The 14,437-nt window shown below is 54.2% G+C and carries 14 protein-coding genes, 2 tRNA genes and 1 pseudogene; 9 read left to right on the top strand and 8 right to left on the bottom strand.

The window, feature by feature from the left end; all coding sequences use genetic code 11:
* The first annotated feature begins 21 nt into the window (after nt 1-21).
* A pseudogene (gene norR / locus ACLJRU_RS11470) lies at nt 22-1,544 on the top strand (nitric oxide reductase transcriptional regulator NorR).
* Here the strand turns inward: norR and gutQ are convergent.
* The 7 genes from gutQ to srlA form a co-directional block, all read right to left on the bottom strand.
* Nucleotides 1,541-2,506, bottom strand: a complete 966-nt coding sequence (gutQ, locus tag ACLJRU_RS11465; RefSeq protein WP_001540764.1) for an arabinose-5-phosphate isomerase GutQ — start codon at nt 2,504-2,506, stop codon at nt 1,541-1,543. The pseudogene norR and the gene gutQ overlap by 4 nt on opposite strands.
* Nucleotides 2,499-3,272 (bottom strand): glucitol operon DNA-binding transcriptional repressor SrlR, encoded by a 774-nt coding sequence (gene srlR, locus ACLJRU_RS11460; protein ID WP_000804536.1) that lies wholly within the window; start codon nt 3,270-3,272, stop codon nt 2,499-2,501. Before srlR ends, gutQ begins: the two co-directional genes overlap by 8 nt.
* 197 nt (nt 3,273-3,469) lie before the next feature.
* Nucleotides 3,470-3,829 (bottom strand): transcriptional regulator GutM, encoded by a 360-nt coding sequence (gene gutM / locus ACLJRU_RS11455; RefSeq protein ID WP_000255198.1) that lies wholly within the window; start codon nt 3,827-3,829, stop codon nt 3,470-3,472.
* A gap of 75 nt (nt 3,830-3,904) precedes the next feature.
* The gene (srlD, locus tag ACLJRU_RS11450) at nt 3,905-4,684 is read right to left on the bottom strand and encodes a sorbitol-6-phosphate dehydrogenase (protein ID WP_001540763.1); all 780 of its coding nucleotides are present in this window, start codon (nt 4,682-4,684) and stop codon (nt 3,905-3,907) included.
* An 11-nt stretch (nt 4,685-4,695) separates the two neighbouring features.
* Nucleotides 4,696-5,058, bottom strand: a complete 363-nt coding sequence (gene srlB / locus ACLJRU_RS11445; protein WP_000111555.1) for a PTS glucitol/sorbitol transporter subunit IIA — start codon at nt 5,056-5,058, stop codon at nt 4,696-4,698.
* Nucleotides 5,059-5,069: 11 nt separating this feature from the next.
* A complete protein-coding gene (locus ACLJRU_RS11440) occupies nt 5,070-6,041 on the bottom strand; it encodes a PTS glucitol/sorbitol transporter subunit IIB (protein WP_094913653.1) in 972 nt (323 codons plus the stop codon).
* On the bottom strand, nt 6,038-6,601 hold the full coding sequence (srlA, locus tag ACLJRU_RS11435) for a PTS glucitol/sorbitol transporter subunit IIC (protein ID WP_000573333.1): 564 nt from the start codon (nt 6,599-6,601) through the stop codon (nt 6,038-6,040). Before srlA ends, ACLJRU_RS11440 begins: the two co-directional genes overlap by 4 nt.
* Nucleotides 6,602-6,855: 254 nt before the next feature.
* Here srlA and mltB point away from each other — a divergent pair, with 254 nt between their 5' ends.
* The gene (gene mltB / locus ACLJRU_RS11430; protein WP_000476831.1) at nt 6,856-7,935 is read left to right on the top strand and encodes a lytic murein transglycosylase B; all 1,080 of its coding nucleotides are present in this window, start codon (nt 6,856-6,858) and stop codon (nt 7,933-7,935) included.
* A 37-nt stretch (nt 7,936-7,972) separates the two neighbouring features.
* Here the strand turns inward: mltB and ACLJRU_RS11425 are convergent, their stop codons facing one another.
* Entirely contained in the window at nt 7,973-8,218 is a 246-nt protein-coding gene (locus tag ACLJRU_RS11425; RefSeq protein ID WP_001519391.1) for a hypothetical protein, read from the bottom strand.
* Nucleotides 8,219-8,413: 195 nt separating this feature from the next.
* Between ACLJRU_RS11425 and pncC the strand changes: the two genes are divergently transcribed.
* The 7 genes from pncC (at nt 8,414) to ACLJRU_RS11390 (ending at nt 14,437) form a co-directional block, all read left to right on the top strand.
* Nucleotides 8,414-8,911: a nicotinamide-nucleotide amidase gene (gene pncC / locus ACLJRU_RS11420; protein ID WP_000132239.1), complete on the top strand. Its 498-nt coding sequence runs from the start codon at nt 8,414-8,416 to the stop codon at nt 8,909-8,911.
* Nucleotides 8,912-8,995: 84 nt separating this feature from the next.
* Entirely contained in the window at nt 8,996-10,057 is a 1,062-nt protein-coding gene (recA, locus tag ACLJRU_RS11415) for a recombinase RecA (protein WP_000963150.1), read from the top strand.
* A gap of 116 nt (nt 10,058-10,173) precedes the next feature.
* Entirely contained in the window at nt 10,174-10,674 is a 501-nt protein-coding gene (gene recX, locus ACLJRU_RS11410; protein ID WP_001294858.1) for a recombination regulator RecX, read from the top strand.
* A 235-nt stretch (nt 10,675-10,909) separates the two neighbouring features.
* Nucleotides 10,910-13,540: an alanine--tRNA ligase gene (alaS, locus tag ACLJRU_RS11405; RefSeq protein WP_023235189.1), complete on the top strand. Its 2,631-nt coding sequence runs from the start codon at nt 10,910-10,912 to the stop codon at nt 13,538-13,540.
* 235 nt (nt 13,541-13,775) lie between these two features.
* Nucleotides 13,776-13,961 carry a carbon storage regulator CsrA gene (csrA, locus tag ACLJRU_RS11400; protein WP_000906486.1) on the top strand — a complete coding sequence of 62 codons (186 nt, stop codon included), beginning with the start codon at nt 13,776-13,778 and terminating at the stop codon, nt 13,959-13,961.
* Nucleotides 13,962-14,264: 303 nt separating this feature from the next.
* Nucleotides 14,265-14,357 (top strand) — tRNA-Ser (locus tag ACLJRU_RS11395).
* A 3-nt stretch (nt 14,358-14,360) separates the two neighbouring features.
* Nucleotides 14,361-14,437, top strand: a tRNA-Arg gene (locus ACLJRU_RS11390).

Below are 14,437 nucleotides of genomic sequence, written 5' to 3'. Positions count from 1 at the left end.
CAAAATGACAATGAGGTAACCATGAGTTTTTCCGTGGAGGTATTGGCGGGCATCGCCATTGAGTTACAACGCGGCATTGGGCATCAGGATCGTTTTCAGCGGCTGATTACTACGCTGCGTCAGGTGCTGGCGTGCGACGCCTCGGCGCTGTTGCGTTATGAATCACGACAATTTATTCCACTGGCGATTGATGGCCTGGCGCAGGACGTCCTCGGCAGACGTTTTACCCTGGAAGGGCATCCGCGCCTGGAAGCCATCGCCCGCGCGGGGGACGTGGTGCGTTTTCCGGCTGATAGCGATTTACCCGATCCGTATGACGGGTTAATTCCCGGACAGGAAAGCCTGAAAGTCCACGCCTGTGTTGGTCTGCCGCTGTTTGCCGGGCAGAACCTCATCGGTGCGCTGACCCTTGATGCTATGACGCCGGAGCAGTTCGAGGTATTTAGCGATGAAGAGCTGCGGCTTGTCGCCGCGCTGGCCGCCGGGGCATTGAGTAATGCGCTGTTAATTGAACAACTGGAAAGCCAGAACATGCTGCCGGGGTCGTCAGGCGTGTTTGAACCGATAAAAGAGACGCACATGATCGGCCTGTCGCCGGCGATGACGCAGTTGAAAAAAGAGATCGAGATTGTGGCGGGCTCCGATCTTAACGTGCTGATCGGCGGTGAAACGGGGACCGGTAAAGAGCTGGTGGCGAAAGCTATTCACCAGGGCTCCCCCAGAGCGGTCAATCCGCTGGTCTATCTCAACTGTGCCGCGCTGCCGGAAAGCGTGGCGGAGAGCGAGTTGTTTGGTCATGTAAAAGGGGCTTTTACCGGGGCTATCAGTAATCGTAGCGGTAAGTTTGAAATGGCCGACAACGGTACGCTGTTTCTGGATGAGATTGGCGAACTGTCGCTGGCGCTACAGGCCAAGCTACTTCGCGTGTTGCAGTATGGCGATATTCAGCGCGTCGGCGACGATCGTAGCCTGCGCGTGGATGTGCGGGTGTTGGCGGCGACCAACCGTGACCTGCGTGAAGAGGTGCTGGCAGGGCGTTTTCGCGCCGATCTGTTCCATCGCCTGAGCGTTTTCCCGCTCTTTGTGCCGCCGCTGCGCGAGCGCGGCGATGATGTGGTGCTGCTGGCGGGCTATTTTTGCGAGCAGTGCCGACTGCGGCTGGGGCTGTCCCGCGTGGTACTGAGTCCCGGCGCGCGCCGCCATTTGCTCAACTATGGCTGGCCGGGCAACGTCCGGGAGCTGGAACATGCCATTCACCGTGCGGTTGTACTGGCGAGAGCGACCCGGGCAGGGGATGAGGTGGTACTGGAGGAGCAGCATTTTGCCTTGTCAGAGGACGTTTTACCCGCGCCGTCTGCGGAAAGCTTTCTGGCGCTGCCGGCCTGCCGCAATTTGCGCGAATCGACGGAGAACTTCCAGCGAGAGATGATTCGCCAGGGGCGCTGGCGCAAAATAATCACAACTGGGCGGCCAGTGCGCGGGCGCTGGAAACCGACGTCGCCAACCTGCATCGGCTGGCGAAGCGTCTGGGACTGAAGGATTAGATAATCCCCGCCTGGTAGAAATCCTGCAGGTTAATGGCGCCGGTGAGTTTGCTGTTTTCATCGACCACCGGCGCGACGGTAATTTTGCGTTTCATCAGGAGCTCTTTGGCGTCAATGGCGCGGCTTTGCGCCTGGAGCGTAATACCGTTGGGCGTCATGGCTTCGCTTACCGGCGTGGTGAGCGCGCCGCCGCCCACCAGCCAGCGACGCAGGTCGCCGTCGGTAAAGACGCCTTTCACAACATGTTGCTCATCGCAAACCGCCACCAGCCCCAGCCCGGTACGGCTAAGTTCCAGCATGGCATCCATCACGCTGGTGGCGAGCATTACCTGCGGTATTGCATCGCCCTGGCGCATCAGGTGATGCACATTATTGAGCAAACGCGCGCCCAGTGTGCCAGCCGGATGCGAACGGGCGAAATCTTCTTCGTTAAAACCGCGCGCCTGCATGACCGCCATCGCCAGCGCATCGCCTATCATCAGCGTATTGACGGTACTGGATGTCGGCGCCAGATGCATCGGGCAGGCTTCACGCTCGACGGAAATATCCAGAACGGCTTTTGCCGCTCGCCCCAGCGGAGAGTGAGGTTTACCGGTCATCGCCAGCAGCGCGACGGATTTATCTTCCAGACGCGGGATGATGAGGTCGAGTTCTTTTGCACCGCCGGAATAGGAGATAAATAACATCACGTCGCGGCTTTCAATCATCCCCAGATCGCCATGCAGTGCTTCCGCCGGATGAACAAAAAAAGCGGGAGTACCGGTACTGGCAAGCGTCGCGGCGATTTTTTTACCAATATGACCTGATTTACCAATGCCGGAAACGATCACTTTGCCTTCACAGTGAATAATGATATTGGCGGCGCGGACAAAATCATCGCCCAGACGCTCCGGCAGACGGCTGGCTTCCTGTAGCTCCAGCATTAAGGTCTGACGGCCCGCGTTTAGTAGTGCATCACTCATTGCTTTCTCCGGTTATGATTACTTCAATCCCTTTTGCTTCCAGCGCCTGACGAAATGCCGGATCGATACCCGCGTCCGTGATCAGTTTGTCGACGGTTTCCAGACTGCACACCACATTGGGGCTTTTACGACCAAATTTTGAGGAGTCCGCCATCAGAATCACCTCGCGTGCTGCATTGCACATTGCGTTACTGACGGTGTAAACCTCATTGAACGTGGTCACACCGACGTTCAGGTCAATACCGTCAGTTCCCATGAAAAGTTTATCAAAGCTGAATTGCTCAAAGGCGTTTTCCGCCAGTTGACCGTGAAACGACGCCGATTTTTTACGGAAGGTGCCGCCGGGCATCAGGATAGTTTGTTCGTTGTCCAGTTCCGATAGCGCGTTGACAATATGGAGGCTGTTGGTCATCACCGTGATGTTGCTAAAACGCGAAAGCAACGGCACCATCTGTAACACGGTACTTCCGGCGTCCAGAATAATGGAATCGCCATCATGGATATATTTCACAGCGGCTGCGGCTATCAGCGCTTTTTTGTGGGTGTTGATAAGCGTTTTGTGATCAATAGGCGGATCGGACTCTTCTTTATTCAACACCACGCCGCCATAGGTGCGGATGACGGTTCCGGCATTTTCCAGAATGACCAGATCTTTACGGATAGTGGTGCCTGTCGTGTCAAAGTACTGGGCCAGTTCTTCAACCGAGCATTTTCCCTGTTTTTGCAGGTGCTCCAGAATCGCGGCCTGACGCTGACGAGGTTTCATAGGCGTGATTACCCTGACTTATGTATTTACCCGTCATACTTCACGCTGCATGTGCGTTGGCTTTCCTCGCTCACCCCGGTCACGTACTGATGTACGCTCCTGGGATTCAATGCGTCGCCGCCTTCCTGCAACTCGAATTATTTAGGGTATTGGTTGCAAAATGATAATTTCGCAAGCTATACGCATTCATAACGAAATTACCCATGTTTCAGTTTAAGCGCCAATGATAGTGCATTCTGCGCGAGCGAATCATGGGGAAAGATCACATCAGGCTGTAATTCATGCAAATGTTTTCCTTGCATTGCGGCAATTTTAACCGGTCTGGCGAATACCGTAAGGCCTTTCATCAATAAAGTGTCCGTCACCCGCTGCTGTTCGTCCAGCGCCACGGCAACCACCACCCGGGGCTTAAAACGCCCGCCGGAGCGCCCGACGCCGACCCGCCCCTGTTGGCTAAGTTTATCGAAAGCCCGATTAAAGCGGGAAATCTGCCAGCCGCCCAGCGCCAGCTGCGCACACCAGGCGATAACGGCGACGGTAATCAGAGTGGAAACCATAATGTGCTCCTGTTGTTTTACCTGATGGCGCGTAACCGTCTTATCCGGCCTACGGCGCCATCCGGCAATTCACGGTCAGAACATCACTTGACCGCCGGTTACGTTGATCGACTGCCCGGTGCAATAAGACGCTTTCGGGCTGGCATAAAATAGCAGCATGTTCAGCACATCCTGATAATCACACCCGCGTTTGAGCGGTACTTTATCAATGTAATACTGTTCCACCTCATCGGGCTTAATGCCCAGTTTAGTGGCGTATTGCGGCAGCAGTGACTGGAACATTGGCGATTTCAACAGGTTGCCGAGCATCAACGAGTGTACGGTAATGCCGTATTCCGCCAGATCCAGCGCCAGAGACTGGGTTAACCCCACGCCGCCGAATTTCGCCGCGCTGTAGCCGGAGTTGTGTTTACTGCCCACTTTGCCGGATTTAGAGTTAATCTGAATAATGCGCCCCTGAATGCCGTCGCGGATCATCAGGCGGGAAAACTCACGGGCGCAGAGGAAATAGCCCACCAGATTCACCTGTAGCGAGCGGTCAAAATCGCCCAACTGGAAATCGCTGATAAACGCCGCTTTGGCGATACCCGCGCTGTAAACCAGCAGATTGACGCGCCCGAAAATCTCGTCTACGCCGCGGGACAGCGCCAGCACGCTCTGCTCGCTGGTGGCGTCGGCGCCAAAACCGTACGCCATACCTTCGCCAAAATCGGCGTTAATTTCCTGGGCGACATTCGCGGCTTTATCGCTTTGAATATCAACGACCGCCACGCGGTATCCTTCTTCTGCAAGCCCACGGCAAAGGAATGCCCCCAGGGTCTGGCCTCCGCCAATGACAACGGCAACTTGATTCATGTTTTTTCTCCTTAAGCGACAAACGTCAAAATACAGCCCGGCGCGATATCGTCCGGTACAGGCCCCGCAACGTGTACGGTGCCGGGAAATTCCGCTTCACGCAGACCATCGAAGCGCAAAGTGATATGCCCCAGTTCACGCAGGTTTTGCTCGGCTACGCTGCCGACCGCCGTGACCGGATAGCAATGTTGGCCCAATTCACACCGCGCGCCAGGCTGCAGCGCGCCGGTCAGTTCGCCATGACAATGGATGAAGCAAAATTCTTCGATATCCGCCGGCGCGCCTTCCCGAAACGTAATCAGCATCTGCTCGCCGAGCGCCTCCATCGCGCTCTGGCCGATACGGGTGATGGTGGTTTGATAAATCACGCTCATGTCTGAACCTCTTATTGATAGATAAAGCCGGAAACAAACCAGGCGATAAGTACCGTGGGCGCGCCAGTCAGGAAGCGTCCGACCAGCACAAAAGGTACGCCGACGCGAACGGTGTCTTGTTTCGCTTCCGCCAGTGACAGGCCGACCGGGATAAAGTCGCAGGCCGCCTGCGCGTTAATCGCGAACAGGGCGGGAAGCGCCAGATGCGGGGGGATATTGCCCAGGCCTATCTGAACGCCGATCAGGACGCCAATGACCTGAGCGATAACCGCGCCAGGGCCGAGAAAGGGCGACAGCAGCGGGAACGAGCAGATCAATGCCAGCGTCACCAGCCCCAGTGGATGGCTGGCTAATGGCGCCAGGCCGTGGGCGATCCAGTCGCCAAGACCTGAGGCCATAATGATGCCGATCAGCGCCGAAACGAACGCCATAAACGGCAGGATTGTTTTCAGGACCGTATCAATGGTGTCGCGACCGGACTGGAACAGTACCGCCACGGCGGAGCCCATTCCCATACCGACTTTTGCCAGCAGCCCGTCGCTCTGCTCGGTGATTTTTTTGCTGGTGTCGTAGTCACGTCCTAATGTCGTTTTGGCAGGCTGAGGACTGGCAGGTGTTTCGCCGACAAGAGTAATGTTTTCTTCTTTTACGCCGGAGACATAAATATCCTCAACAATATACTGCGCCAGTGGGCCGGACTTACCCGTCGAGTGAATATTAATGGTTGGAATCCGGCGTTTCGGATAGATACCGCAGCGCAGCGTACCGCCGCAGTCGATAATGGCCGCGCCGATTTCCGCTTCCGGCGGTTCGCCTTCTTTAAAGCCGTCCACCGCTTGCCAGCCTGTTAGTTGCGCCAGTTTGTCGACGATCGCCGGGCGCGTACCGGCTGTGATATAGACGATCTTTTTGCCTGGCGTAACGTCCAGTTCAAGCGGGCCGCCCCAGCCGCCGGCGCCTTTCTCAATACGAACCCGTGTCATGATACCGCTCCTGTCAGATGAACTTTCTGCTCAAGTTGAATCCCCATTTTTTTCTCAAAAATAGCGGTGGTGAGATCGGTGACCCAACCGCGGAAGAAGTTCGTCACCAGACCTACCAGCAGATAGCTCACCGCGAGCGGGCCGAGAGGAAGCCCTAACGTGGTGAGTCCGCTGGCGATACCCAGATAAACAAACAGTTCGCCGGGATTGATATGCGGAAACAGACCGTTCATGGAGTGACAGCTATAGGAGGCCGCCGCGTAATAGCTCGGCTTGTACTTCTCCGGCATAAAGCGTCCCAAACTCAGGGTCATCGGATTACAAAAAACAAATGTCCCGATACACGGTAAAAGCAGGTAACGAGATAGCGGATTTCCGGCACAACGTTGGGCAAAACGCTCAATACGCTGCTGGCCGATAAAATTGATGAGAGCATTCATGATAACCAGCAGGCTTATCAGTAGCGGAAGAATACCTGTCACCATACCGGTAAACACCTCTCCGCCTTTCTGGAATAACCCGATGAACCACTCCGCACCATGTGTAATGGTTTCGATCATTGTTCTCTCCTGTAGGGTTTTTAGTTTTCTTGCTAATTTCCTGTTCATTGTAATCATGTTGAAAGATTAAAAAAGTGTTATTGTGATCGCAAAATAAAAGAAAAATATTTTAAGTTGAAAGATTGCGGGAGTGGGGGAGCGGATACAAACTGAAAAGAGGAGAAAGGTGATTTATTCTCTTGTGCCGCTTCCTTGTGCGGCGGGGGATGCTTTACCATACTTCTCCCTGGCTGAATTTGTTTAATGGATCTCTCATGTTCAAGCGTCGTTATGTAGCGTTACTTCCACTTTGCGTATTGCTTGCTGCCTGTAGCAGCACGCCAAAATCTTCCGGGACTCAAGCGACGACTGGCACGTCTTCCGGCGGCTTCCTGCTTGAGCCGCAGCATAACGTCATGCAAATGGGCGGCGACTTCGCCAACAACCCTAATGCGCAGCAGTTCATTGATAAAATGGTCAGCAAACACGGTTTCGACCGTCAGCAGCTGCAGGAGATCCTCTCGCAGTCTAAAAGACTGGATTACGTCCTGCGTCTGATGGACAGACAAGCGCCGACCACTCAGCCGCCCGCTGGACCAAATGGCGCCTGGTTGCGCTACCGCAAACAATTTATTACGCCGGATAACGTGCAAAACGGCGTCGCGTTCTGGAATCAGTATGAAGACGCGCTGAACCGCGCCTGGCAGGTATACGGCGTACCGCCGGAAATCATTGTGGGCATCATCGGCGTGGAAACCCGCTGGGGACGTATCATGGGGAAAACGCGGATTCTGGACGCGCTGGCGACGCTGTCATTTAACTATCCGCGCCGGGCGGAATATTTCTCCGGCGAGCTGGAAACCTTCCTGCTCATGGCGCGCGATGAGCAAGACGATCCGCTCAATCTGAAAGGTTCCTTTGCCGGCGCGATGGGCTACGGCCAGTTTATGCCGTCTTCCTATAAAGAATATGCGGTCGATTTCAATGGCGATGGGCACATTAACTTGTGGGATCCGGTAGATGCCATCGGCAGTGTGGCGAACTACTTCAAGGCGCATGGTTGGGTGAAAGGCGATACGGTTGCGGTGCCAGCGAATGGTCAGGCGCCGGGACTGGCGAATGGTTTCAAAACAAAATACAGCCTCTCTCAGCTTGCCGCCGCAGGCTTAACGCCGCAGCAATCGTTGGGCAATCATCAGGAAGCCAGCCTGCTGCGTCTGGATATCGGTACGGGCTACCAGTACTGGTACGGCCTGCCGAACTTCTACACCATTACCCGATATAACCACAGCACGCATTATGCGATGGCGGTTTGGCAACTGGGCCAGGCGGTAGCGCTGGCGCGGGTGCGCTAATTTACGCTTAGGGAGGGGAGCACCCCCTCCGCTATTATTATGGCTTTTTGGGCTGATTCTCTGCCTGCAAGTGGGATATCTTCTTTGATAGTGCCAGACTATATCCCAGACATCCCAGGCCTAAGATAATTTGACCGCCGTCATACGGTTCAAAATAGCCTGACGACAATATATTCAGTACTCCCATTCCTAATGAACATACTCCACCCACAATTAACCACAGCCGTAGTTGACAGGTTTGTTTCAGTTTGTGCTGTGTGCTTTCCGTTTTTTTGAGTGACATCCTTGCTTTTTCTCCGTGCGTGTAAATTTAGCGACATGGTACTGCTATTTAGTCATGTGCTACCTCATTTCATTCTGCATAAATAACCTGCTGGCATTTTTTCGGAATCCGACTCGTAAAATCGACTGCTCGTCCCCATCTCTGGTGAGAAAGTGCTATCTTGTGCGGCAGGATTTCTAACTGACAGAGGTCATGATGACTGACAGTGAACTGATGCGGCTTAGCGAGCAGGTCGGGCTGGCGTTAAAAGCGCGCGGGGCGACCGTAACGACAGCAGAGTCCTGTACCGGCGGCTGGCTGGCGAAAGCCATTACCGACATCGCCGGAAGCTCCGCCTGGTTTGAACGCGGCTTTGTCACCTATAGTAATGAAGCCAAAGCGCAGATGATTGGCGTGCGTGAAGAGACTCTGGCGCAGCATGGCGCGGTCAGCGAACCCGTAGTGGTCGAAATGGCGATCGGGGCGCTGAAGGCCGCTCGCGCCGATTTTGCTGTCGCTATTAGCGGGATTGCTGGGCCGGATGGCGGCAGTGAAGAAAAGCCGGTTGGTACGGTGTGGTTTGCTTTCGCCAGCGTCAGCGGAGAAGGGATTACGCGTCGGGAATGCTTCAGCGGCGACCGTGAATCGGTGCGTCGACAGGCGACGACGTACGCGCTACAAACCCTGTGGCAACAATTTCTACAAAACACTTGATACTGTATGAGCATACAGTATAATTGCTTCAACAGTACGAATTCACTATCCGGTTCAATACCAAGTTGCATGACAGGAGTAATAATGGCTATCGACGAAAACAAACAGAAAGCGTTGGCGGCAGCACTGGGCCAAATTGAAAAGCAATTTGGTAAAGGCTCCATCATGCGTCTGGGTGAAGACCGTTCTATGGATGTGGAAACTATCTCCACCGGTTCGCTTTCACTGGACATCGCACTCGGTGCGGGCGGTCTGCCGATGGGTCGTATCGTCGAAATTTACGGGCCGGAATCTTCCGGTAAAACGACCCTGACGCTGCAGGTGATTGCCGCTGCGCAGCGTGAAGGTAAAACCTGTGCGTTTATCGATGCGGAACACGCGCTTGACCCTGTTTACGCACGCAAGCTGGGCGTCGATATCGATAACCTGCTCTGCTCTCAGCCGGATACCGGCGAGCAGGCGCTGGAAATCTGTGACGCGCTGGCGCGTTCAGGCGCGGTGGACGTCATTGTGGTCGACTCCGTAGCGGCGCTAACGCCGAAAGCGGAAATCGAAGGCGAAATTGGCGACTCTCACATGGGCCTCGCGGCGCGTATGATGAGCCAGGCGATGCGTAAGCTGGCGGGGAACCTGAAACAGTCCAACACGCTGTTGATTTTCATCAACCAGATCCGTATGAAGATTGGCGTGATGTTCGGTAACCCGGAAACCACCACCGGCGGTAACGCGCTGAAATTCTACGCCTCTGTTCGTCTTGATATCCGTCGTATTGGCGCGGTGAAAGAGGGCGATAATGTCGTGGGTAGCGAAACGCGTGTGAAAGTGGTGAAAAACAAAATCGCCGCGCCGTTTAAGCAGGCCGAGTTCCAGATCCTCTACGGCGAAGGCATCAACTTCTATGGCGAACTGGTTGACCTGGGCGTGAAAGAGAAGCTGATCGAGAAAGCGGGCGCATGGTACAGCTACAACGGCGAGAAGATTGGCCAGGGTAAAGCGAACGCGACTACCTGGCTGAAAGAGAACCCGGCGACAGCGAAAGAGATCGAGAAAAGGGTTCGTGAATTACTGTTGAGTAATCAGAATGCCACGCCCGATTTCGCCGTTGACGATAGCGAAGGCGTTGCAGAAACCAACGAAGATTTTTAATCATCAGGTGATGGTGGGTCGGACAAAACGAAGCCGCCATTCAGCAAAACGTTAAATTACCATCAAGGGCTGCATTTATGCGGCCCTTTTGGCATTTCTCCCTGTTAAGGTTTTTTATGAGTGAACCCACATCGCGCCGTCCCGCTTATGCTCGTCTCCTTGATCGTGCGGTACGTATTCTTGCTGTCCGCGATCACAGCGAGCAGGAATTACGGCGTAAACTCTCCGCGCCGGTGATGGGCAAAAATGGGCCGGAAGAGATTGATGCGACGGCAGACGATTATGAACGCGTGATCGCTTGGTGCCACGAACATCACTATCTTGATGACGAGCGCTTCGTGATGCGCTTTATCGCCAGTCGTAGCCGCAAAGGCTATGGCCCGGCGCGTATTTGCCAGGAGTTGAATCAGAAAGGCATTTCCCGTGAATCGACTGAAAAAGCGATGCGAGAATGTGAAATTGACTGGAGTGAAATGGCACATGAACAGGCCGTTCGCAAATATGGCGAGCCGCTCCCTTCAAACTTTTCAGAAAAGGTTAAGGTACAGCGCTTTTTGCTCTATCGCGGGTATCTGATGGACGATATCCAGCAAATATGGCGAAATTTTGCAGATTGAGCGCATACGGGATTTTACTTCCCGGTAAAGAAAACTTATCTTATTCCCACTTTTTCCGTCTGGACGCGGGTTGCTTAACGGCGAACAGCGTCTGCGACGAATATTCCTTAAATACACAAAATCATTCAAGCCGCATCAAAGCGGCAAGTGAGCCTCGGGAACGCGTGACCGGGAAACTCGCAGCCAACGCAGAGGCGGCCTGAAGGGTGAAGTGTAGCTTGATTTCAGGATAATTATGAGCAAGAGCACCGCTGAGATCCGTCAGGCGTTTCTCGACTTTTTCCATAGTAAAGGGCATCAGGTAGTTGCCAGCAGTTCCCTGGTGCCTAACAATGACCCCACTCTGTTGTTTACCAATGCCGGGATGAACCAGTTCAAGGATGTTTTCCTTGGGCTCGATAAACGTAATTATTCCCGTGCAACCACTTCCCAGCGTTGCGTACGCGCGGGGGGTAAACACAACGATCTGGAAAACGTCGGATACACTGCACGTCACCATACTTTCTTCGAAATGCTGGGCAACTTCAGCTTCGGCGATTACTTCAAACACGACGCCATTCAGTTCGCATGGGAATTACTGACCGGTGAAAACTGGTTTGCTCTGCCAAAAGAGCGTTTATGGGTCACCGTTTATGAAACCGACGACGAAGCCTATGAGATCTGGGAAAAAGAAGTCGGCATCCCGCGCGAGCGTATCATCCGTATCGGCGACAATAAAGGCGCGCCATACGCATCGGATAACTTCTGGCAGATGGGCGATACCGGTCCCTGCGGTCCGTGCACCGAAATCTTCTACGATCATGGCGACCACATCTGGGGCGGCCCTCCGGGAAGCCCGGAAGAAGACGGCGATCGCTATATTGAGATCTGGAACATCGTCTTTATGCAGTTCAACCGTCAGGCTGACGGGGCTATGGAACCATTGCCGAAACCGTCTGTAGATACCGGTATGGGGCTGGAGCGTATTGCCGCGGTACTGCAACACGTTAACTCTAACTATGACATCGACCTGTTCCGCACGTTGATTGAAGCGGTAGCGAAAGTCACCGGCGCCACCGATCTGGGTAATAAATCGCTGCGCGTTATCGCCGACCACATCCGTTCTTGCGCATTCCTGGTTGCCGATGGCGTGCTGCCGTCGAATGAAAACCGTGGCTATGTGCTGCGTCGCATTATTCGTCGCGCGGTTCGTCACGGCAACATGCTGGGCGCGAAAGAGACCTTCTTCTACAAGCTGGTTGGGCCGCTGATTGAGGTAATGGGCTCCGCAGGCGAAGAGTTGAAACGTCAGCAGGCGCAGGTCGAGCAGGTTCTGAAAACGGAAGAAGAGCAGTTCGCCCGTACGCTGGAGCGCGGTCTGGCGCTGCTGGATGAAGAACTGGCGAAATTGCAGGGCGACACCCTGGACGGCGAAACCGCTTTCCGTCTGTATGATACTTATGGTTTCCCGGTCGATCTAACGGCGGACGTCTGCCGTGAGCGCAACATCAAAGTCGACGAAGCCGGTTTTGAAGCCGCTATGGAAGAGCAACGCCGTCGCGCGCGCGAAGCTAGCGGTTTTGGCGCGGACTACAACGCGATGATCCGCGTTGACAGCGCTTCTGAATTTAAAGGTTATGACCATCTGGAACTGAACGGCAAAGTGACCGCGCTGTTTGTCGATGGTAAAGCGGTTGAAGTGATTAACGCGGGACAGGAAGCGGTTGTCGTGCTGGATCAGACCCCATTCTATGCGGAATCAGGCGGTCAGGTTGGCGATAAAGGCGAGCTGAAAGGCGCTGGATTTACTTTCGCTGTGGACGACACGCAAAAATATGGTCAGGCGATTGGTCACCTCGGCAAATTGTCTGCGGGCGCTCTGAAAGTGGGCGATGCGGTACAGGCTGACGTAGATGAAGCGCGCCGCGCACGTATCCGTCTGAACCACTCCGCCACGCACCTGATGCACGCGGCGTTGCGCCAGGTGCTTGGGACACACGTTGCGCAGAAAGGCTCGCTGGTTAGCGATAAAGTGCTGCGCTTCGACTTCTCGCACAATGAAGCGATGAAGCCGTCGGAGATTCGTGAGGTTGAAGATTTGGTGAATGCGCAAATTCGCCGCAACCTGCCGATTGAAACGAACATCATGGATCTCGACGCGGCGAAGGCGAAAGGCGCCATGGCGCTGTTTGGCGAGAAATATGACGAACGTGTACGCGTTCTGAGCATGGGCGATTTCTCTACCGAACTGTGCGGCGGTACTCACGCCAGTCGTACCGGTGATATTGGTCTGTTCCGTATTATCTCTGAGTCCGGCACCGCAGCGGGCATTCGTCGTATTGAGGCGGTAACCGGTGAAGGCGCTATGGCCACCGTTCATGCGCAAAGCGATCGTTTAAACGATATTGCGCATCTGCTGAAGGGCGACAGCCAGAATCTGGGCGACAAAGTGCGTGCCGTGCTGGAACGTACACGTCAGCTGGAAAAAGAGTTGCAGCAGTTGAAGGACCAGGCCGCAGCGCAGGAGAGTGCAAATCTTTCCAGTAAAGCGGTCGATCTCAACGGCGTGAAGCTCCTGGTTAGCGAGCTTGCTGGTATTGAGCCGAAAATGCTGCGAACCATGGTTGATGATCTGAAAAATCAACTGGGGTCTACCGTTATCGTACTGGCAACGGTTGTTGAAGGTAAGGTTTCTCTGATTGCGGGCGTGTCGAAGGATGTGACCGACCGGGTTAAAGCAGGGGAATTGATTGGTATGGTCGCTCAGCAGGTGGGCGGTAAGGGTGGCGGTCGTCCGGACATGGCGCAAGCCGGTGGTACGGATGCGGCAGCTCTGCCTGCAGCGTTAGCCAGTGTACAAGGCTGGGTCAGCGCAAAATTGCAATAATTATAAGCGTTCGTTGGCGCCGCAGCCCGTGCTGCGGCGTTTACGTCAACGCTATCGACAACGATAAAGTCAGGTTGAAGTTTTGTATATCGGCTAAACTTAGGTTTAACAGAATGTAATGCCATGACTGCTTACACCTAAGGTGTTTGTCATCGCTTACTTTTTGGCGTTATATGATGGATAATGCCGGGATACAGAGAGACCCGACTCTTTTAAATCTTTCAAGGAGCAAAGAATGCTGATTCTGACTCGTCGAGTTGGTGAGACCCTCATGATTGGCGATGAGGTCACCGTGACAGTTTTAGGGGTGAAGGGCAACCAGGTGCGTATTGGCGTGAACGCCCCGAAAGAAGTTTCTGTCCATCGTGAAGAGATCTACCAGCGTATCCAGGCTGAAAAATCCCAGCAGTCCAGTTACTAAGGTTTTCGCGTCTCACTTTTCGGGTGAGACGCAGCCTCTCTTCTCGCTCGCCCGCGTTGTCCCTTCATGACTTTTTTCAACCTCACTGTTGATATGGTGCGCTTTTGGCGGCCAGCGTGTCATCAAATTATCTGTTGATAAAACACTCTTTTTGGCTTTTTTACAGACTAATTGAGCGTGAAGTGTGCAAACGATAAAAGCTCTGGAAAAATTGTTTGACTTATAAGTCCCAGAAAGTAATATGTGCGCCACGCAGCGACGATGAGCAGAACAAGTTCTTCGAAGCACTCGTAAGAGGCGTGTGGTGAGGTGGCCGAGAGGCTGAAGGCGCTCCCCTGCTAAGGGAGTATGCGGTCAAAAGCTGCATCCGGGGTTCGAATCCCCGCCTCACCGCCATTTGCATCCGTAGCTCAGCTGGATAGAGTACTCGGCTACGAACCGAGCGGTCGGAGGTTCGAATCCTCCCGGATGCACCA

Source organism: Salmonella sp. SAL00653 (assembly GCF_046552515.1).
In the GTDB taxonomy this organism is placed as follows: Bacteria; Pseudomonadota; Gammaproteobacteria; order Enterobacterales; family Enterobacteriaceae; genus Salmonella; species Salmonella enterica.
Note: the sequence above shows the minus strand (reverse complement) of the source record. Positions and strands in the feature narration are given on the sequence as shown.

What these genes read in the sequence shown, in the direction of transcription:
- gutQ (WP_001540764.1), bottom strand. Translation starts at nt 2,506, where the DNA reads ATGAGTGATGCACTACTAAACGCGGGCCGTCAGACCTTAATGCTGGAG.
- srlR (WP_000804536.1), bottom strand. Translation starts at nt 3,272, where the DNA reads ATGAAACCTCGTCAGCGTCAGGCCGCGATTCTGGAGCACCTGCAAAAA.
- gutM (WP_000255198.1), bottom strand. Translation starts at nt 3,829, where the DNA reads ATGGTTTCCACTCTGATTACCGTCGCCGTTATCGCCTGGTGTGCGCAG.
- srlD (WP_001540763.1), bottom strand. Translation starts at nt 4,684, where the DNA reads ATGAATCAAGTTGCCGTTGTCATTGGCGGAGGCCAGACCCTGGGGGCA.
- srlB (WP_000111555.1), bottom strand. Translation starts at nt 5,058, where the DNA reads ATGAGCGTGATTTATCAAACCACCATCACCCGTATCGGCCAGAGCGCG.
- ACLJRU_RS11440 (WP_094913653.1), bottom strand. Translation starts at nt 6,041, where the DNA reads ATGACACGGGTTCGTATTGAGAAAGGCGCCGGCGGCTGGGGCGGCCCG.
- srlA (WP_000573333.1), bottom strand. Translation starts at nt 6,601, where the DNA reads ATGATCGAAACCATTACACATGGTGCGGAGTGGTTCATCGGGTTATTC.
- mltB (WP_000476831.1), top strand. Translation starts at nt 6,856, where the DNA reads ATGTTCAAGCGTCGTTATGTAGCGTTACTTCCACTTTGCGTATTGCTT.
- ACLJRU_RS11425 (WP_001519391.1), bottom strand. Translation starts at nt 8,218, where the DNA reads ATGTCACTCAAAAAAACGGAAAGCACACAGCACAAACTGAAACAAACC.
- pncC (WP_000132239.1), top strand. Translation starts at nt 8,414, where the DNA reads ATGACTGACAGTGAACTGATGCGGCTTAGCGAGCAGGTCGGGCTGGCG.
- recA (WP_000963150.1), top strand. Translation starts at nt 8,996, where the DNA reads ATGGCTATCGACGAAAACAAACAGAAAGCGTTGGCGGCAGCACTGGGC.
- recX (WP_001294858.1), top strand. Translation starts at nt 10,174, where the DNA reads ATGAGTGAACCCACATCGCGCCGTCCCGCTTATGCTCGTCTCCTTGAT.
- alaS (WP_023235189.1), top strand. Translation starts at nt 10,910, where the DNA reads ATGAGCAAGAGCACCGCTGAGATCCGTCAGGCGTTTCTCGACTTTTTC.
- csrA (WP_000906486.1), top strand. Translation starts at nt 13,776, where the DNA reads ATGCTGATTCTGACTCGTCGAGTTGGTGAGACCCTCATGATTGGCGAT.